Source organism: Natrinema versiforme JCM 10478, assembly GCF_000337195.1.
In the GTDB taxonomy this organism is placed as follows: domain Archaea; phylum Halobacteriota; class Halobacteria; order Halobacteriales; family Natrialbaceae; genus Natrinema; species Natrinema versiforme.
The window spans coordinates 118,177-135,272 of the sequence record NZ_AOID01000031.1; the positions used below are offsets into that span (position 1 = coordinate 118,177).

19 protein-coding genes are annotated in these 17,096 nt (G+C 65.1%); 12 read left to right on the forward strand and 7 right to left on the reverse strand.

Annotated features, from left to right (window positions below; all coding sequences use genetic code 11):
• The first annotated feature begins 450 nt into the window (after window positions 1-450).
• Both C489_RS23220 and C489_RS11635 read left to right on the forward strand, forming a co-directional pair.
• Window positions 451-612, forward strand: coding sequence for a DUF7563 family protein (locus tag C489_RS23220; protein ID WP_007109247.1), 162 nt, complete (start codon window positions 451-453; stop codon window positions 610-612).
• Between the two features lie 379 nt (window positions 613-991).
• Window positions 992-1,495: a DUF7344 domain-containing protein gene (locus C489_RS11635; protein ID WP_006431461.1), complete on the forward strand. Its 504-nt coding sequence runs from the start codon at window positions 992-994 to the stop codon at window positions 1,493-1,495.
• 196 nt (window positions 1,496-1,691) lie between these two features.
• Here C489_RS11635 and C489_RS11640 read toward each other — a convergent pair whose 3' ends face one another.
• The 3 genes from C489_RS11640 to C489_RS11650 all read right to left on the reverse strand — a co-directional run bounded on the left by C489_RS11640 (window position 1,692) and on the right by C489_RS11650 (window position 5,954).
• Complete coding sequence (locus tag C489_RS11640) at window positions 1,692-3,839, reverse strand: DUF7282 domain-containing protein (RefSeq protein WP_049890803.1); 2,148 nt, start codon at window positions 3,837-3,839, stop codon at window positions 1,692-1,694.
• Between the two features lie 155 nt (window positions 3,840-3,994).
• Entirely contained in the window at window positions 3,995-4,489 is a 495-nt protein-coding gene (locus C489_RS11645) for a helix-turn-helix transcriptional regulator (protein WP_006431463.1), read from the reverse strand.
• Between the two features lie 475 nt (window positions 4,490-4,964).
• Entirely contained in the window at window positions 4,965-5,954 is a 990-nt protein-coding gene (locus C489_RS11650) for an NAD-dependent epimerase/dehydratase family protein (RefSeq protein ID WP_006431464.1), read from the reverse strand.
• Between the two features lie 190 nt (window positions 5,955-6,144).
• On the opposite strand from C489_RS11650, the gene allB reads away from it, so the two are divergent.
• Complete coding sequence (gene allB, locus C489_RS11655; RefSeq protein ID WP_006431465.1) at window positions 6,145-7,512, forward strand: allantoinase AllB; 1,368 nt, start codon at window positions 6,145-6,147, stop codon at window positions 7,510-7,512.
• Between the two features lie 127 nt (window positions 7,513-7,639).
• The gene (locus tag C489_RS11660) at window positions 7,640-7,888 is read left to right on the forward strand and encodes a hypothetical protein (protein ID WP_006431466.1); all 249 of its coding nucleotides are present in this window, start codon (window positions 7,640-7,642) and stop codon (window positions 7,886-7,888) included.
• 10 nt (window positions 7,889-7,898) lie between these two features.
• Here C489_RS11660 and C489_RS11665 read toward each other — a convergent pair whose 3' ends face one another.
• From C489_RS11665 to C489_RS11680, 4 genes are all read right to left on the reverse strand, one after another.
• Window positions 7,899-8,969 carry a quinone-dependent dihydroorotate dehydrogenase gene (locus tag C489_RS11665; RefSeq protein WP_006431467.1) on the reverse strand — a complete coding sequence of 357 codons (1,071 nt, stop codon included), beginning with the start codon at window positions 8,967-8,969 and terminating at the stop codon, window positions 7,899-7,901.
• A 134-nt stretch (window positions 8,970-9,103) separates the two neighbouring features.
• A complete protein-coding gene (locus C489_RS11670; RefSeq protein WP_006431468.1) occupies window positions 9,104-9,436 on the reverse strand; it encodes a (2Fe-2S) ferredoxin domain-containing protein in 333 nt (110 codons plus the stop codon).
• Window positions 9,433-10,206: a CbtA family protein gene (locus C489_RS11675; RefSeq protein ID WP_006431469.1), complete on the reverse strand. Its 774-nt coding sequence runs from the start codon at window positions 10,204-10,206 to the stop codon at window positions 9,433-9,435. The genes C489_RS11670 and C489_RS11675 overlap by 4 nt, the downstream gene beginning before the upstream one ends.
• Window positions 10,207-10,211: 5 nt before the next feature.
• Window positions 10,212-10,394 (reverse strand): CbtB domain-containing protein, encoded by a 183-nt coding sequence (locus C489_RS11680; protein ID WP_006431470.1) that lies wholly within the window; start codon window positions 10,392-10,394, stop codon window positions 10,212-10,214.
• Window positions 10,395-10,650: 256 nt separating this feature from the next.
• Here C489_RS11680 and C489_RS11685 point away from each other — a divergent pair, with 256 nt between their 5' ends.
• The 8 genes from C489_RS11685 to C489_RS11720 all read left to right on the forward strand — a co-directional run.
• On the forward strand, window positions 10,651-11,685 hold the full coding sequence (locus tag C489_RS11685; RefSeq protein ID WP_006431471.1) for a monovalent cation/H+ antiporter subunit E: 1,035 nt from the start codon (window positions 10,651-10,653) through the stop codon (window positions 11,683-11,685).
• Window positions 11,682-11,963, forward strand: coding sequence for a cation:proton antiporter (locus tag C489_RS11690; protein ID WP_006431472.1), 282 nt, complete (start codon window positions 11,682-11,684; stop codon window positions 11,961-11,963). The genes C489_RS11685 and C489_RS11690 overlap by 4 nt, the downstream gene beginning before the upstream one ends.
• The gene (mnhG, locus tag C489_RS11695) at window positions 11,960-12,364 is read left to right on the forward strand and encodes a monovalent cation/H(+) antiporter subunit G (protein ID WP_006431473.1); all 405 of its coding nucleotides are present in this window, start codon (window positions 11,960-11,962) and stop codon (window positions 12,362-12,364) included. Before C489_RS11690 ends, mnhG begins: the two co-directional genes overlap by 4 nt.
• A complete protein-coding gene (locus C489_RS11700) occupies window positions 12,361-12,900 on the forward strand; it encodes a DUF4040 domain-containing protein (protein ID WP_006431474.1) in 540 nt (179 codons plus the stop codon). Before mnhG ends, C489_RS11700 begins: the two co-directional genes overlap by 4 nt.
• Window positions 12,901-13,434: an MnhB domain-containing protein gene (locus C489_RS11705; RefSeq protein ID WP_006431475.1), complete on the forward strand. Its 534-nt coding sequence runs from the start codon at window positions 12,901-12,903 to the stop codon at window positions 13,432-13,434.
• Window positions 13,427-13,804: a cation:proton antiporter subunit C gene (locus tag C489_RS11710; protein ID WP_006431476.1), complete on the forward strand. Its 378-nt coding sequence runs from the start codon at window positions 13,427-13,429 to the stop codon at window positions 13,802-13,804. The genes C489_RS11705 and C489_RS11710 overlap by 8 nt, the downstream gene beginning before the upstream one ends.
• Entirely contained in the window at window positions 13,797-15,398 is a 1,602-nt protein-coding gene (locus tag C489_RS11715; protein WP_006431477.1) for a proton-conducting transporter transmembrane domain-containing protein, read from the forward strand. Before C489_RS11710 ends, C489_RS11715 begins: the two co-directional genes overlap by 8 nt.
• The coding region (locus tag C489_RS11720; protein WP_006431478.1) for a proton-conducting transporter transmembrane domain-containing protein at window positions 15,398-17,096 on the forward strand (1,699 nt) is incomplete at its 3' end. The genes C489_RS11715 and C489_RS11720, both read left to right, overlap by 1 nt.

The window sequence follows — 17,096 nt, forward strand, 5'->3', positions numbered from 1 at the left end:
GCTATTTCGTTGCGCGACGTAAGATCATATTTCGATCCAGAAATCACTGCTTTCGGTCCATTTCCGACTCGATCAACGCAGCGTTTGACCGCCCAATACGTCCCAAGACAACTGAATCCGGATTGAGGTCGATCGAACGATTATCCCCGATTCCGCTGTTTTAAAACGTCTCGCGGGACATATCGGCCGGAAAGAGGGTGTTTCTTGGTTCCCACGCCGCCGCCGCGAGTGAACGGTCAACGTCCTTTATTCGCGTTTGCTCCCCTCGATACGATGATGCCCGGACGGGTATCGCGTCGGATCGACGGTCGCCGTCGACTCGAGGCCGTCGCGGTGGACACCGATCGCTCGGTCCACGCGGCGGACACCGATCGCTCGGTCCACGCGGCGGGATACGCGTCCGAGTACACCCCCCAAACCATGAACTCCACACAACACGACTGGAAGCCCATGGAATCGTCGACAGCCGGCGCTCGGTGTCGAAACTGCGGCACACACGTGACACAGCAGTTCGCCCGCGTCTTCGGTGATAACGGTGACATCGTCCACGGCTGTCCGTCCTGTACGACCTATCGGGAGATGCAATCCGGCGGGCATCTCCCCGGCGACTGAGCCCCGTCGCCTTCTCGGATTCCCGTTTTCGACCGCAACCGTTCGACGTTCCGACTCGTTTTGAGTGGCCACCTGGTCGGTTCGACCGACTCGAGACCGTACACCGGTTCGATCTGCTTTTGCCGCCCCATCGGCTGCGCCGTCATTCGCCACGTCGGTTCGTCCGTCGTCTCCCCGCTAGAAACGATTCGATCGCTCATCCCGCGGCGTAGCCGCCCGTATCCGCTCCTTACCGTCGCTCGCGAATCCCGGTCGTTCGCCGCGGGAATCGAACGAGGGCGTAACCTGCAAAAGTTAAAGTTAGTGGTGAGTGAAGTGGGATACATGGTCACTGGTGGTGGATTGTCCGTCGAGCGCCTGTTCCCCTTCTCTCTGATCGATGTCAGTTCAAACCGACAGAACTGAACCGCTCGCGGAGAGTGAGGTGTTTCACATCCTCGGCAACGACAGACGGCGGGCTATCGTCCAACTCCTCGCGGAGGAGGGCGGACAGATCGACGTCTCCGACGTCGCGACCGAGATCGCCGCGACCGAATCCGACACGACGCCTGTGCCGAACAACCTCTACAAGAGCGTCTACGTCTCACTCCAGCAGACACACCTTCCCCAACTCGAGGAAGACGCCGTGATCGAGTACGATTCCGACGCGAAGACGATCCAACCCGGTCGCCACTTCGACGAGGTGCTGCAGTACGTCGACGGCCACGCCGCCGATCACTCGCAGGTGCTGGGACTCCACCTCGTGCTCTGTGTCTTCGGCCTCGCCGTCATCGCGTTGGCCGGACTCAACCTCCCGCTTGCCTCGAGCATCGATCCGGTGCTCTCGAGCGTGCTCGTGTTTCTCGCGGTCGCCGCGAGCAGCCTCTACCGGCTGCTCGGTTAGGGCCACGGCACGCTCGGGTCCTCGGTGGACTCGCCGGTTCGATACCCGCTCGAAGAGGAGTTGTATCGACAGCCCCGCTCCCAGTCCGGCGGCACCGCTCTCCGGTAGCCGATGGTGGTATCCTCGAAAAATCGTGTTCCGGCACCGCCGCGCCGTGACGGCCTAAAAAGACGCGCTGGCCGTTGGATCGCTCTCCTTAGGCGACGACGAATCCGATCGCGGCGGAGTCGTCGGTCGTCACACCGTCAGTCTCGTTATCGGTGTCGAGCCCGTCGTCGGTCTCGTTCGTTTCGTTCTCATCGGTTCCGAGTTCCGACTCGTTAGACTCGGTGTCGTCGAGTCCGTCCTCGGTCTCCTCGGTCAGCTCGATCATCGCGACTTCACCGGACTGGTCGGTCAGCACCATGTGGACGTAGCTGCCGGCCTCGAGATCGGTCGTTTCGACCTCGAATTCGACAGTGTCGCTCTCGCCGCCCTCGAGCGTCACGTTCTGCTCGGCGACAAGGTCACCGTCGAGACGGAACTGGGCCGCCTCGGTGTGCTCCTCGTCAGTCGGGTTCTCGATCGTCGCCGTTACCGTGAGCGTATCGCCGACCGTAGCGCTCTCGGGTGCCTCGAGATCACTGACGTTGAACGAATCGGCTGTCACTGCCTCGTCAGCGGTTTCGTTGTCGACGGGTTCCTCGTCGAGCGGCGTTTCGTTGGTTTCGTTGTCGTCAACCGGTTCCTCTTCGACTGGTTCGTCATCGACCGGGGTCTCGTTGGTTTCGTTGTCGTCAACGGGTACCTCGTCGACCGGAAGCTCGTCGGTTTCGTTATCGTCGACCGGCTCTTCCTCAACGGGTTCCTCGTCGATTGGAGTCTCGTTGGTTTCGTTGTCGTCGACGGTTTCGTTATCGTCGACCGGCTCTTCTTCAACGGGTTCCTCGTCGACTGGAGTCTCGTTGGTTTCGTTGTCGTCAACTGGCTCCTCGTCGACGGGTTCCTCATCGATCGGAGTCTCGTTGGTTTCGTTATCGTCAACCGGCTCTTCCTCAACCGGCTCTTCCTCAACGGGCTCCTCATCGACGGGTTCCTCGTCGGTTACGTTATCGTCGACGGTTTCGTTATCGTCGACCGGCACCTCGTCGGTGATGTTGTCCATGCCGTCCGGCAGATCGTCGGCGCTGAGATTCTCACCGACGACGAGGACGTAAACGCTCGCGTTTTCGACGTTCAGATTTTCGACGGTCAGGTCCTCAACCGTAACGAAGATCGGACGATCCTCGGCGTCGATCGGCATTTCGTCCATCGGTTCTTCGTCGGTTACGTTATCCTCGACCGGCTCTTCGTCGACGGGTTCCTCTTCGACGGGTTCCTCGTCGGTTTCGTTATCGTCGATTGGCTCTTCGTCGACGGGTTCCTCGTCGACAGGCTCCTCGTCGGTTTCGTTATCGTCGATCGGTTCTTCATCGACGGGCTCCTCGTCGATCGGAGTCTCGTCGGTTTCGTTGTCGTCAACCGGCTCTTCGTCAGTTTCGTTATCGACCGGTTCTTCGTCAACGGGTTCCCCGTCGACCGGAGTCTCGTTGGTTTCGTTATCGTCGACCGGCTCTTGGACCGGTTCGTCGACGTCAGTCTCGTTATCGTCAACTGGCTCCTGGACCGGTTCGTCGACGTCGGTCTCGTTATCGTCGACCGGTTCCTCGTCAGCCGGTGCTTCGTCGTCTACCCCGCCGACGGTAACCATCGCGTCGTCGGTCACGGGCTCGTCCTCGGGCGTGACGAACGGTCCGTCAGCCTGCCCTTCGGTTTCGACGAAGTCGTACTGCTGGTTGTCGTTCGTATCGCGGTGTGGCATCGCGATCAGCGTCTCGTCCTCCTCGAGCGACTCGTTGAGCGTGATCTCGACGCTCTCGTACGTGCCCGCCTCGAGGTATTCCGACGTGCCGCTGACGCTCTCGAAGACGTTGCCCACGAGGAGGCTGCTGTCGTGGATCGTCACGAAGCCGCCACTCGCGAGGGAGACGTTCTCGACAACGACCGTGTCGTTCTCGATCGTCTGATCGTTAAACGTCACATACGCGCCCTGTTGGCCGTCTGATTCCGTTTCGTTTTCGAGCCCGGTATCGCCGGTGTCGGACTCGGTATCGTTCTCGCCCTCCTGGAGTCCGGTCGCCGTGTCCGCGCTCTCTGCCGTCGCTACTGATTCGTTCGCCGATTCGGTGTCTGTTCCGTTATACTCGTCCTGACTGACGTCGCTGCTCTGGTTCCCGCCAGTCGCGGCCGCCGCGACCATCGCCCCGCTCGAGCAGACGAGCATCAGTGCAGTAAGTACAACGAGTAACTGATTGCGTGCGTTCATAGTTGCCGTGAAGGCATCACTCTCGTCGTTGGTTTGGCGGATAAACCGGCAGAACCATTACGCTGAGAAATCGGATACTACGGCCCGACAGTGCCGGGTTCCGTTGTGTGGCCACCGACGGAAAACAACGATTGCTGATAGGAACGGCCGGCCGGTTAGTCGTCGTTTGCCTGTTCGGGCGACTTCGACGCCGTCGGTTCGTGTCCCGGCAGGCAGACCAAGTTCTCGCGCCCGAGTCGCAGTTTGGTTATCTGACCATCGTCCTCGAGATCGGCGAGTAAGCGACTGACTTTGGCTTTCGACCAGTCGACCGAGTCGACGATATTCGACTGTTTCATCCGTCCGCCGTTCTCCGTGAGGAGTTGGCGCACCCGCTCCCGATCGGTCACGAACTCCTCGCGGTTCGACTCGGCCTCGTTCGCGAGCGAGTCCGGTTCCTCGTAGCGGTTGCGAGCGACGAGTATCCCCCCAAGCAGTGCGAGCGCGGCCATTCCGGCGAGAGCCGCGAGATGGGCACCGCCATCCAGTTGGAGCGGCTGGGCACCACTCGGGACGTACCCGGACCACGCGGGACCGATCGACGCGACTGCACCGCTGATCGACGACCCCCTCGAGTCGGAGCGAATAAAACCCCCTCGTCCGATTGTCATGGCTTCGAACGGTCTGTAGTCGCGTGATTCATGTCCAGTACCGTCGTGACCGCTCTACAAATCGGTTTTTATAAGGCAGGGACTGATAGTCCCCGACGAGTATATCACGACAACTGTGATATCGACGCAGACGGGCGCTCCGCCGTTGTCTGCGCCGGCTGACGGTCGGTTTCGATGGCGGCGGGATCGGAGCAACGCGGTTCGTGAGGATGGTACTGTAACACTCGCCAGGCATGGTATAGGCCGCCTTTGCTCGACGGATTGAATAAACTCGATCGGACGTTTGGAACGGCTAGCGCGGATTCGTCCCGGATTCAGCCGGTAAGACAATGTTAGCGAGAGTCTCCGGTAATCGAACACGACTGCGACCGTCTCCCGCCCGGGCGACCATCGTCGCCCTCGATTTCGGTCGACTCCGACGGTCTCCCGACCTCAGCGTCGAACCGCGGGCAGCAGCCACTCGCTTCGAGCCGCCCTAGCTGTACGAGCTGCCCTCCCGATTCGGCTCGAGCGCGGACCCGGCGTCCATGTCGGCGGCATCGGATTGCCCGTCGCCGACTAGCGATCGGATGCCCGACTCGAGGCCGACGCGGGCATCGAATCCGAGGTCGCAAGCCGCCTTCGACGTGTCCGCGCCGCTGTGTCTGATATCGCCGGCCCGCGGGTCGCGGTTGACGATCGTCGAGGACGACCCGGTCGCGTCGCGGACCGTCTCGGCGAGTTCCCGGATCGTCGTGCGCTCGCCCGTCCCGACGTTGTACGCCTCGCCGACCGCGTCCGTCGTCGCCGCCCGCAGGTTCGCTCGGACGACGTCGCTGACGTGGACGAAGTCGCGGCTCTGCTGGCCGTCGCCCTGAATCGTGATCGGCTCGTCCGCCCGCGCCTGCTCGAGGAACGTCGAGATAACGCCGCTGTAGGGCCCTTGCTGGCGGGGGCCGTAGACGTTGAAGTACCGTAACGCCACGGTCGGCAGATCGTACAGCTCCTCGTAGAGCCGAGCGTACTGGTCGAGCGCGAGCTTTTGAACGCCGTAGGGCGAGGTCGGCTTCGTCGATGCCGTCTCCGGCACCGGCAGCTCCTCGGGGTGTCCGTAGACGGCCGCGCTCGAGGCGACGACGACCCGGGCATCCTCCTGGCGGGCCTGCTCGAGGACGAGGAGACCCGCCTCGAGATTCGTCCGGTTGCTCTGCCGTGGCTCGTCGACGCTTTGGGTAACGCTGACGACGGCGGCGTGGTGGAAGATCACGTCGACGCCGCGGGCCGCTCGCTGGAGCGCGATCGGATCGCGAACGTCGCCCTCGATGATCGTCACGTCGTCGGGGAGGTGGACCCGGTCGCCGGTCGTGAAGTTATCGAGGATCCTGACATCGTTGCGCGGTGCCAGCGCCTCGACGAGGTGGCTGCCGATGAAGCCCGCACCGCCGGTCACGAGGATCGTCTTGTCGCTGATTACTGGCGAGTCCATTTCCTGGGCCGACCAGTTCCTCGCTGTTTAGTATCACATTCGTACCCTCGCACGCGCAAGGGCCGACCCGCGTAATGCGGTGCTTAAGCGCCGACCCGTCGGCCCCGCGGCCGATACGCTGGACTCGCCCGGCGACGGCCGCGAGCCGGTTGGGGAAGCTATATGCGCGGCCCTCGGCAATCCCACGCCAATGACCGTCGACCTCGTCGTGCGCAACTGCACCGTCGTCACGCCCGCGGGTCGCTCGCCCGACTCGGGGGTCGCCGTCGAAGACGGCCGAATCGTCGCCGTCGGCCGGAGCGACCGACTCCCCGACGCGGATCGGGTCCTCGACGGCGATGGCAACGTGCTGGTCCCTGGCATCGTGGACTGTCACATCCACAACCGCGAGCCCGGCCTCGAGTACAAGGAAGACTGGGAGTCCGCGACCCGGGCGGCCGCGGCCGGCGGCGTGACGACCGTCGTCGGGATGCCGAACACGGACCCGGTCATCGACCGGCCCGAACACCTTGAGCTCAAGTTCGACCGCGGCGAGGCGTCGGCCCACGTCGACTTCCAGAGCTACGCGGTCGTCACGAGCGAGAACCTCGATCTGATCCCGGAACTCGACGCGACCGGCGCGCTCGGATTCAAGATCTTCCTCGGCTCGACGGTCGGCGACGTGCCGCCGCCGAGCGACGGCAAGATCCTCGAGGCCATGGAGGAGATCCGGGAGACGGGCAAGCGACTCGGCTTCCACGAGGAAAACGGCGAGATCATCGACCACTACACGGAGCGGTTCAAAGCCGAGGGGCGAAACGAGCCGATCGACCACTCCCACTCGCGGCCCGTCATCGCCGAGCAGGAGGCGGTCGAGCGGATGATCACCTTCGCCGAGGAGACCGGCACGAAGATCCACATGTTCCACGTCTCGTCGGGGTCGGCCGCCGAGGCCGTCGCGCGAGGCAAAGACCGCGGCGTCGACGTGACCGCGGAGACGACGCCCCACTACCTCTGGTTCACCGAGGACGTGATGCGCGAGAAGGGTAACGTCGCTCGAGTGCAGCCGCCGATCCGGGACGCCGCGGAACGCGACGAACTCTGGCGCGTCGGTATCGACAACGGCGCGATCGACTGCATCGCTACCGACCACGCGCCCCACACCGCTGAGGAGAAGAAAGTCGACGACCCCTTCGGCAACACGTGGGACGCGATCTCGGGCTTCGTCGGCCTCGAGACCGAAGTCCCGGCCATGCTCAGCTTCGTCGATCAGGGCCGGTTCACGCTCGAGGAGTGGGTCCGCCGGCACTCGGCGCGCCCGGCTCAAGTGTGGGGGATGTACCCGCAGAAGGGCTCGCTACAGGTCGGCACGGACGCGGACTTCACGATCGTCGACCCGGACCGCGAGTGGACGCTCGAGGACCGACGGGACCTCCACTCGAAGAACTGCGTCACGCCGTTCGAGGGCGAGTCCTTCACCGGGAAAGCGGTCGCGACGGTCGTCCGCGGCGAGCCCGTTTTCGAAGACGGAGCCGTCGTCGGCGAGTCGGGATACGGGACACGCGTCGACGTCGACTGAGCCCGAACTGCACTTCGAACCCGGCGAGTCGCCGATACCGTTCGCCGCGACTGTTTTCAGTTCGTGAAAGCGGCGGTCGGTTTATATTCTCGTCCCGCCCGTCCGACCGCAATGACGCTCACTCGCCATGACTGAGACAGCATCCGAGCCAGACGAGCAGGCGGAATCGGACGGACCGACCGAGACGGACAAGACCGAACAGCTCAGGTCGGTGTTCCTCTCGGTCACCGACGGCGACGCGGAGCCGATCGTCGAGTCCCAACGAGAAGAGTCACATACGCGAGAAATACGCGAAGAACGGAGCGACGAGGCCGTCGGCCCCGCCGAACACCACGGACTCGAGGACGCGCTCGACGATCCAGAGCCCGCGGACTGACCGGGCCCGCTCACTCGAGGTCCGCGCCCACCGCGTCCTCAACCGACGAAAAGCCGTCCCGCTCGAGCAGTGCCGAGAGTCCTCGATTGATCCGTTTTGCAGTCGACGGCCCCTCGTAGACGAACCCGGTGTACAACTGGACCAGCGAGGCACCGGCGCGGATCTTCGCGTAGGCGCTTTCGGCCGAGTCGACGCCGCCCACGCCGATAATCGGGAGTTCGCCGTCGGTGTATTCCGCGAGCGACCGGATGACCGCCGTCGAGCGGTCCTCGAGTGGCTTCCCGCTGAGTCCGCCCCATTCTTCCTGTCGGGGCGAGTCGAGTCCCTCGCGGCTCGTCGAGGTGTTCGTCGCGACGATACCGTCGAGGTCGAACTCCCGAACGATATCGACGAGATCGAAGACGGACTCCTCGGGTTCGTCGGGGCCGATCTTCACCAGTATCGGCACGTCGCGATCGTTTTCGGCCTCGAGCGTCTCGAAAATCGCTCGCAGGTGCTCGGGCGAACCCTCGTCGAACTCCTCGGGCGTGTTCGGGCAGGAGACGTTTACGACGACGTAGTCGGCGAAGGGCGAGAGTCGATCGAAGACCCGCCGGTAGTCCTCGATCGCTTCCCGCTCGTCCGATGAGTTCATCTTGCCGACGTTGACCCCGAGCGGGATAGAAGGGGTGCCGTCGGCCTCGAGTCGCGACTTGACCCGCTCCATCCCCTGCCCGTTGAACCCCATCCGGTTGACCATCGCCTCGTCCTCGCGCAGGCGGAAGAGCCGAGGTCGGTCGTTGCCCGACTGCGGGTAGGGCGTGACGGTTCCGATTTCGACGAAGCCAAAGCCCAGTGCCGCGAGCGCGTGGGTCACTTCGGCGTTCTTGTCGAAGCCGGCGGCCACGCCGACCGGGTTCGGGAACGTGGTATCGAACAGGTCAACCTCGAGCGCGGGGTCGTCGTACCGATACGCGTAGGACAGCGCCGCCCGCGTCGGCCGCGTGGACTGGGCCGCCCGGAGCGTCCGTTTGCCGAGATCGTGAGCCGTCTCGGCTGGGAGTGTGAACGCGAGAGGGCGAACCCGCGAGTACAGCGTCATTGCCACCACGTGGGGATGGCCGACAGGTAAACGTCTCGAAGCGCTCGAGACCGTGTCGACCCTGTCCCTCGAAAAACTGTGTCCCGGCATCCGGAATTTTGGAGTGCCGTGCCGTCGCTTCGGCGCTCGTCGATTCAGTTCTCGCCGCGAACCGCTGCCGCGTCGGGCCCGAACTCCGACTCGAGCAACTCGGGGACCGTCTCGGGGGTCACGTCCGAGTACCAGGTGTTTCGCGGCTGAATCGAAATCGCGGTGCCGTCATCGCTGCACAGCCCCAGGCAGTCGGTTTCGCTGACCGAAACCGCCGTCCAGAAGGCGTCGCGCTCGCGGAGCCAGTCTTTGACCGCCGCGACGGTTTCCTCGGCCCCGACCGCGCCGCAACTCGCGTACTCGCCGTCGCGGTCGTTCGTACAGACGAAAACGTGCGCCTCGAGGCGCTCGCGGTGTTCCTCGGTCCGGTCTTTCATGGACTGGCCAGGAGGTCGTCGCGTCGCTCGGCGGTCGAGTGCACGCCGGCCCGCGTCTGGAGCCAGCCGAAACAGCCCGCGACGAGCGCCCAGAGCGCGGCCTGGCTCAGCGCGGTCAGTCCGCGGAAGGCGGTCACGAGATCCGCCGGCATCGAGCCGGACTCGACAATCGTCGGTGCCGCGATCGCGGTGACCGCGACGAGCGCGACGATCGGGAGCGCGGCTGCGACTCCACCGAGCGGACGGCTTCGCGCCGAGACACGCCGGTAGGCGTAGACCGAGAGCACGGCGACGACCGCGCCGACGGCCATCAGCCCTGCGTAGATCGCGATCCGGAGCGTGGGATCGAACGCCTGTTCGGCACCCGGCGTCGTCGGCGGGAGCACCAGCCACGGCGCGACCGAGACGGTGAGGAAGCCGGCACCGGCCAGGACGTAGGTCTTGACCCGTCCACGACCGGGCAGGGCCGGCTCGAGGAAGTAGAAGGCGAGCGCGAAGACGCCGCCAAGCAAGATCCCCCAGAGGACGCCGCTGCCGACGCTTACCGCGGCGGTCGTCGCTTCGCTCACCGCGTGAGCGTGTTCGCCGGCGGCATGGGCGTGCTCCCCGGCCTCGTGGGCGTGTTCACCGGCGTGAGCGTGATCGCCGCCCGCTGCAACCGTCTCCATATAGCCGATCAACGGGTTCGCAACGACGGCCATGTAGGCTCCGTATGCGATTCCCGCGATCGCGCCGGCGAGGACGCCCCGCTCGAGGTAGTCGACGAGCATTGGTCTCAGTGACAGACGACGCCGGCCGCGTGGCGGAAGTTGTGCATCGAATCGTGGATCAACGGTTCCTGGAGGAACAGCAGCGCGAACGAAAGCGCCGCGGCGAACGCGAAGACGGCCAGTAGCTGTGCTGTCGTGAGGTCGTCACGGGCGGCCCCGATTCGACCGTGAACGGTTTCGGTCGTCATGCAAGTCAGTTTTCTCTACTGAAACTGCGATTGTAAAACTACCGATCGCACAGCGACGACGGCGGATCGTGCTCGTACCGACCGTTCGACGGGGAGACGGTCCGAACGGTCAACGTCTGTCAGGTGCTCCCGGTTGAACCCGTCGGAATCCGTGACTACCGGTGGATAACGAAATCGTTTTCCTACGGCTACCGCTTGATTCGACTACCAACGAGAGCCATGAGTACCCAATGTCGGTCCCCAGGAGGGAGACGCCGTGGCGGCTAACCGCCTGCTTGTCCCGCTGTCTGATACGGTAACCGTCAGGCAAACGGTCGGCTACGCCGTCCAGTCCGGGCTCGAGGAGGCCGATTCGCTCGAGTGTCATCTGGTCGTCGCGCTCCCCTACGACGGCGACGTGCCCGAGGGCGATCAGCAACTCGAGGACGCCGAGGGGCTGCTCTCCCGGGCGCGAAACTGGGTCGAAGAGGACGCCGGCGACGCCGACGTGACGATCGAAACCGCGACGATCGGTGCCGACGAGTACCTCTTCGGTCCCCGAGATTACGCCGAAATCTTCGACGCCTACGCCGACGAACACGGGATCGACCGAGTCATCATCGATCCGGAGTACCAACCCGGTGTTACCGCACAGCTGCTCCAGCCGCTCGAGCGCGAACTCGAGCGCATCGGGCTGGCCTACGACGAGGCCCCGGTCGAGCGCTCGGCTCGACACAGCCGTCTCGCCGGCGGCACCGAGGATTTCGACCGGCTGTTCGCGACGTTCCTGATCTCCTACGGCTTCTATCTCGTGTTGGGCGATCCGACCTACTGGTTCGATCTCCTCACGGGCGCGGCGGTCGCCGGAATCACCGCTATCTCGCTCGCCCGGGTGACGTTTACCGTGCCGCTCGACCGCGTCCAGTCGCCGATCCGCGTCGTTCGATTCGTGTTCTACATCCCCTATCTGCTCTGGGAGATCGTCAAGGCCAACATCGCGGTCTCGGCGGTCATCCTCCGGCCGTCGATGCCGATCGAGCCCTCGCTGACGCGGGTCAACACCCGCGTCCGGAGCGGGCTGCCGCTGACCGCACTGGCAAACAGCATCACGCTTACCCCGGGCACGCTGACGGTCCGGGCCAACAACCAGCAGCTGCTCGTCCACACGCTGATTCCCGCCGCACGCGACGACCTCTTCGACGGCGGCTTAGAGAAGGGAATTCGCTTCGTCTTCTACGGCCGCGAATCGGCGGCGATCCCCTCGCCGCGCGAACGCGACGACGCCGAAATCGTCGGGGGTGAGGAACTGTGACGCCGACCTCGCTCGAGAACGTCTTCCTCGTCGCGGCCGGGCTGTTCGTCGTGCTGGCGATCGCGATGTTCTATCGCGCCGTCGTCGGGCCGACGACCCAAGACCGGCTGCTGGCGGTGAACGTCCTCGGGACGAACACGGTCGTCATCCTCGCCCTGCTGGCCGCGGGGCTCGATCAGTCGTGGTTCCTCGACGTCGCGCTGATCTACGCCCTGTTGAACTTCCTGATGTCGATCGCCATCTCGAAGTTCACCGTCGAACGGGGTGGTGTGCTGTGATCGAACCGATCGCGCTCCAGTCGACCGTCGGGACCGTCCGGTTCTGGGCGATCGTCCTCTTGCTCGGACTCGGCGTGTTCTTCACGCTCGTCTCGACGGTCGGCGTCCTCCGGCTTCCGGACATCTACGCCCGGGCCCACACGGCCTCCCAGACGGACACGCTCGGAGCCGGCTTCGCACTCGCCGGCGTCGCAGTGGCCTTCGGCTGGCAGCACGCGGCGGTCTACACCGTCTTACTGCTGTTTTTCGTGTTCATCACGAACCCGACGGCGGCCCACGCGATCGCCCGTTCGGCCGCGGAGACCGGCGTCGAACCGGTCCTCACGGAGGAGAATGCGGCCGAACCCGAAGCGTCCGCCGAACGCGACGTTCCGACCGAAACCGACGGTGAGACACAATGAGCCTGTTCGCGTATTCGCTCGTGATATTCATCCTCGCGACGGCCGTCGCCACGGTGCTGTTCCGGGACGTGCTGTCGGTCATCATCGTCTTCGGCGCGTACAGCCTCGGCATGGCCATCCTCTATACGTTCCTGCTGGCTCCCGACGTGGCGATGACCGAGGCCGCGATCGGTGCCGGCGTCACGACGCTGTTGCTCCTGTTGACGATCGCGCGCACGACCCGGCCCACGACCGACGCGCTCAGAGAGCGGATTCACGTGCCCGCGGTCGTCGTCGTCGGCGCGTTCGTCCTCCTGCTGTGTACCGCAGTGCTCCCCGACATGTACCCGGTCGGGAGCACGTCCACGCCGGTCTGGTCGAACCCCGACGTGACCCAACACTACATCACGGAGACCTACGAGCAGACGGGCGTCGAGAACGCGGTCACGTCCGTCCTCGCCGCCTACCGTGGGTTCGACACCTTCGGCGAGGCGGTCGTCGTCTTCGCCGCCGGCGTCTCGACCCTGCTCGTCCTGAAACGCGAGGTGTTCGCCTGAATGTCCGACTACGACGATACCTACACCGAGAGTCAGGTGATCATGACTGCCGTCAAGATCATCGCACCGTTTACGCTCACCTACGGGCTGTTCATGACCTTCCACGGGGGTGACGCCCCCGGCGGCGGGTTCCAAGGCGGGACCATCGTCGGCGTCACCGTCCTCATGCTCGCCTTCGCCTTCGGCATCGAGCCGACCCGACAGTGGCTCAAAAATTCCGTTCTCACCGGCCTCGTCGCCGGCGGCGTCGTCATCTTCGGCGCGATCGGCCTCGGGATGATCGCGCTCGGCGGGGACTTCCTCGAGTTCACCATGCTCAAAGAAGTCTTCCACATCAAACCGAAGTGGGGGCTCGAGGCCGTCGAGATCGCCGGCATCTCGCTGATCGTTTCGGGGGTCATCATCAGCCTCTTCTTTACGATGGCAGCCGGCTTTTCGCCCGAGCGGCCGAGCGGGACCGGCGGCATCAGCAGTGCCGATAACGCCGCCGAGGGGCCGGATTCGCCCGTTGCGGAGGTGGGAGACGATGATTGAACTCCTGATGGATCGCTACACCTACGTCCTGATGTTCGTCTTGCTGGGACTTGGCATCTACATGGTGATCGCCAGCGAGAACCTCGTGAAGAAGCTGATCGGGGTGAGCCTCTTCCAGACGGCCATCTTCCTGTTTTTCATCTCGATGGCCTATATCGACGTTGAGGGCGCGTCGGCACCGATCGTCCCCCATCACGGTGAACCGGGGGAGGTCATGGTCGCGAGCCCGCTGCCGCAGGTCATCGTGCTGACCGCCATCGTCGTCGGCATCGCGCTGACGGCGGTCGGGTTGGCGCTGATCATCCGCATCTACGCGGAGTACGGGACGCTTCGCGAAGACACGCTTCGGGAGGTGCGCGCCGATGAGTAACGTCGATCTGCTGCTCCCGCTGTTGATCGCCACGCCGATCCTCGCGGCGACGCTGCCGATCGCGCTCGGCCTGCGGTTCGACCGCACTGGATGGCCCGTCGCGGGACTCACCACGCTCGGGCTGTTCGCCGGCGCTGCGGTCCTCGCGAGCGAGGTCTACGCTGGCAACGAAGCAGTGACCCACGAACTCGGCGGCTACCCCCGCGAGTACGGGATCGAACTCGTCGCCGACGAGTTCTCGATGCTGATCGTCCTGCTCGTGACCGCCGTCGCCACCGGCGTCCTCGCATACACGCGTCGGGGCGGCCCGCGCGGAAACACGTTCTACACCGCCTACCTGCTGCTGGTCGGCGGCCTGCTCGGCATCTCGCTGACCGGCGACGTGTTCAACCTCTTCGTCTTCCTCGAGATCACGAGCCTCGCGACCTACGCGCTGGTCGCCAGCGGCGACGGCCCCGAGTCGGCGGTCGCCGCCCTGAAGTATCTGATCTTGGGGACCGTCGCCGCGTCGATGTACCTGATCGGCGTCGCCTTCGTGTTCATGGCGACGGGGACGCTCAACATGGTCGAACTCGCTGAGGCGATTCCGGGGGCAGAGGCACAGACCTTGATTCACGCCGGCTTTGCGTTCATGGTCGTCGGCTTCGCCGTCAAGGTCGCCCAGTGGCCGCTGCACACGTGGCAACCGAGCGCCTACCGGCAGGCTCCCGACGGCGTGACGCCGCTGATCGCGGCGCTCGTCTCGACGGCGTCGGCCTACGCGTTCGGCCGGCTGATCGTCACCGTCTTCGAGGTCGAGTACCTCGCGACGATGCCCAACGCCGCCGCGGTCGTCCTCATGATCGGCTGCGTGAGCGTCCTCGCGGGCACCGTCCTCGCCGTGATCCAGACCGAGGTCAAACGCATGCTCGCGTACTCGTCGGTCTCGCAGTTCGGGCTGGTCGTGGCCGCCTACGGGGTCGTCATCGCCGGCAACTCCGAGACGGCCTTCGTCGGTGCCGCGATCCACCTCGTCGGCCACGGCCTGCTGAAAGCCGGCCTCTTCCTCGGGGCTGCACTCGTCGCGGCGAGCTACGGAGCCCGCACCGTCGACGAGTACGCCGGCCTCGCCACGGAGCGCCCGGTCATCGCCGGGTCCATAGCCGTGCTCCTGTTCGCGCTCGTCGGCGTCCCGCCGGGTATCGGCTTCGTCAGCAAGTGGTACATCGCGCTGGGTGCCGTCGAGTCCCAGCTCTGGCCCGTCGCCGCCGTGATCTTCCTCAGTACCATGCTCACCTTAGCCTACGCCGCCCGCCTGCTCGAGAAGATGTACTTCACGCCGCCCGCGGCGGTCGACCGACCGCACGCGCCGGGAGCGGTGGCGACCGACGGCGGTGACGCCGATCGCGACGACTCCGCCGCCGATCCGGACCTCGACGGGAACGGAACCGCGACCGCTGCCGACGCGATCCGCGGCGGGGAGACGCGGGACCCCGTTTCGACCGGCATGGTCGCGATCGTCGTCGTCGCCGCGCTCGCTGCCGTCGCGCTCGGATTCGCCGGCGGCACGCTCGCCGACTTGCTCTCGCCGTTCCTCACGGAGGTGTTCAACTAATGGTTGCAGACATCCGACCGCTCGCCGCCGTGTTGGTGTCGGCGGTCGCCATCGTCCTGATCGTCGCGTCGCATCGCCGACCGAACCTCCGCGAGGGCTGGTCCGTCCTGGCCGCCCTCGCGAAGTTCGCCATCGTGGCGAGCATGCTCCCCGCCGTCATGGACGGCACCGTCTTCCGGTGGAGTCTCGCGGACTCGACGGGGATCCAGTTCCTCGAGGGGATCGACTTCGCCCTGCGGGCCGACCCGCTTGGCATCTTCTTCGCCCTGCTCGCGAGCTTCCTCTGGATCTTCACGTCGTTTTACGCGACGGGGTACATGCGCGGGCTCGACGAACACTCCCAGACGCGGTTCTTCGCGTCGTTCGCGGCCAGCCTCTCCGCCGCCGTCGGGATCGCCTTCGCGGCGAACCTGGTGACGATCTTCGTTTTCTACGAACTGCTGTCGCTCGTGACCTACCCGCTGGTCGCCCACAACGAGGACAGCGAGGCCCGCATCGCCGGTCGAAAGTACCTGACCTACACGTTCTTCGGCGGCGGGGTCTTCCTGCTCGCCGGCACGGTCCTGATCTACTGGCTAACGGGGCTGGTCGGCGGGCCGACCCTCGCCTTCGAGGCGGGCGGCATGGAGGCGCTGGCCGCGGCCGCACAGGTCGAGCCGGTCTACGCGCAGGCCGCCTTCTTCCTGCTTATCGCCGGCTTCGGCGTCAAGGCCGCGCTGATGCCGATCCACTCGTGGCTCGCCGACGCGATGGTCGCGCCGACCCCCGTCTCCGGCTTGCTCCACGCGGTCGCAGTCGTCAAGTCCGGTGCCTTCGGCATCGCTCGCGTCATCCTCGAGGTCTACGGACCCGGGCTGATCCACGACCTGCCGCTGGACGTGCCCGGAATCGGCGAGGTCGGGCTGAACATCCCGGTCGCCCTCGTCGCCGCGTTCACGCTGACCGCGGCGAGTGTCATCGCCTTGCGCAAGGACCACCTCAAGCGCCGGCTCGCCTACTCGACGACGGCACAGCTCTCCTACATCGTGCTCGGACTCTCGATGTTACATCCCTACGCGATGGTCGGGGCGTTGTTCCACATTCCCGCGCACGCGTTCGCGAAACTCACGCTGTTCTTCTGTGCGGGCTCGATCCACGTCGAGACCCACACGGACTACATCAGCGAGATGGCCGGCATCGGGAAGCGGATGCCGCTGACGATGACCGCCTTTACCGTCGGTGCGGCCGGGATGGCCGGGCTGCCGCCGCTTGCCGGTTTCGTCAGCAAGTTCTACATGCTGATCGGGGCCGGCTACATGGGCGGCGAGTACTGGCTGTTCGCCGGCGCACTGCTGCTCTCGGCCGTGCTCAACATCGGCTACTTCTGGCCGGTCGTCTACACCGCCTTCTTCGAGAGCGAGGACCGGCACAACGCCAAACCGTTCCTCGAGTTCCCCGGAGGCGGCCTGCTCCAGTCCGACGGGAGCGAGCCGGACGACGGCCACGTCGCCACCGACGGGGGCGAACGACCCGATAGCGAACGCGAGCGAAGCGAGACGGCCGAGGAAACGGATGCTGAGGCCACGGGAGACGAAACGTTCGAGTACGCCGTCGACCAGAACCCGAGCGATCACACGGTGTCCGACGGGGATGATTCGACGGGCGAGTCCGTCGACGCCACGGACCACCACCTGTCTCTTATACACATCTCTGAGCGGG

What these genes read in the sequence shown, in the direction of transcription:
- C489_RS23220 (WP_007109247.1), top strand. Translation starts at nt 451, where the DNA reads ATGGAATCGTCGACAGCCGGCGCTCGGTGTCGAAACTGCGGCACACAC.
- C489_RS11635 (WP_006431461.1), top strand. Translation starts at nt 992, where the DNA reads ATGTCAGTTCAAACCGACAGAACTGAACCGCTCGCGGAGAGTGAGGTG.
- C489_RS11640 (WP_049890803.1), bottom strand. Translation starts at nt 3,839, where the DNA reads ATGAACGCACGCAATCAGTTACTCGTTGTACTTACTGCACTGATGCTC.
- C489_RS11645 (WP_006431463.1), bottom strand. Translation starts at nt 4,489, where the DNA reads ATGACAATCGGACGAGGGGGTTTTATTCGCTCCGACTCGAGGGGGTCG.
- C489_RS11650 (WP_006431464.1), bottom strand. Translation starts at nt 5,954, where the DNA reads ATGGACTCGCCAGTAATCAGCGACAAGACGATCCTCGTGACCGGCGGT.
- allB (WP_006431465.1), top strand. Translation starts at nt 6,145, where the DNA reads ATGACCGTCGACCTCGTCGTGCGCAACTGCACCGTCGTCACGCCCGCG.
- C489_RS11660 (WP_006431466.1), top strand. Translation starts at nt 7,640, where the DNA reads ATGACTGAGACAGCATCCGAGCCAGACGAGCAGGCGGAATCGGACGGA.
- C489_RS11665 (WP_006431467.1), bottom strand. Translation starts at nt 8,969, where the DNA reads ATGACGCTGTACTCGCGGGTTCGCCCTCTCGCGTTCACACTCCCAGCC.
- C489_RS11670 (WP_006431468.1), bottom strand. Translation starts at nt 9,436, where the DNA reads ATGAAAGACCGGACCGAGGAACACCGCGAGCGCCTCGAGGCGCACGTT.
- C489_RS11675 (WP_006431469.1), bottom strand. Translation starts at nt 10,206, where the DNA reads ATGCTCGTCGACTACCTCGAGCGGGGCGTCCTCGCCGGCGCGATCGCG.
- C489_RS11680 (WP_006431470.1), bottom strand. Translation starts at nt 10,394, where the DNA reads ATGACGACCGAAACCGTTCACGGTCGAATCGGGGCCGCCCGTGACGAC.
- C489_RS11700 (WP_006431474.1), top strand. Translation starts at nt 12,361, where the DNA reads ATGAGCCTGTTCGCGTATTCGCTCGTGATATTCATCCTCGCGACGGCC.
- C489_RS11705 (WP_006431475.1), top strand. Translation starts at nt 12,901, where the DNA reads ATGTCCGACTACGACGATACCTACACCGAGAGTCAGGTGATCATGACT.
- C489_RS11710 (WP_006431476.1), top strand. Translation starts at nt 13,427, where the DNA reads ATGATTGAACTCCTGATGGATCGCTACACCTACGTCCTGATGTTCGTC.
- C489_RS11715 (WP_006431477.1), top strand. Translation starts at nt 13,797, where the DNA reads ATGAGTAACGTCGATCTGCTGCTCCCGCTGTTGATCGCCACGCCGATC.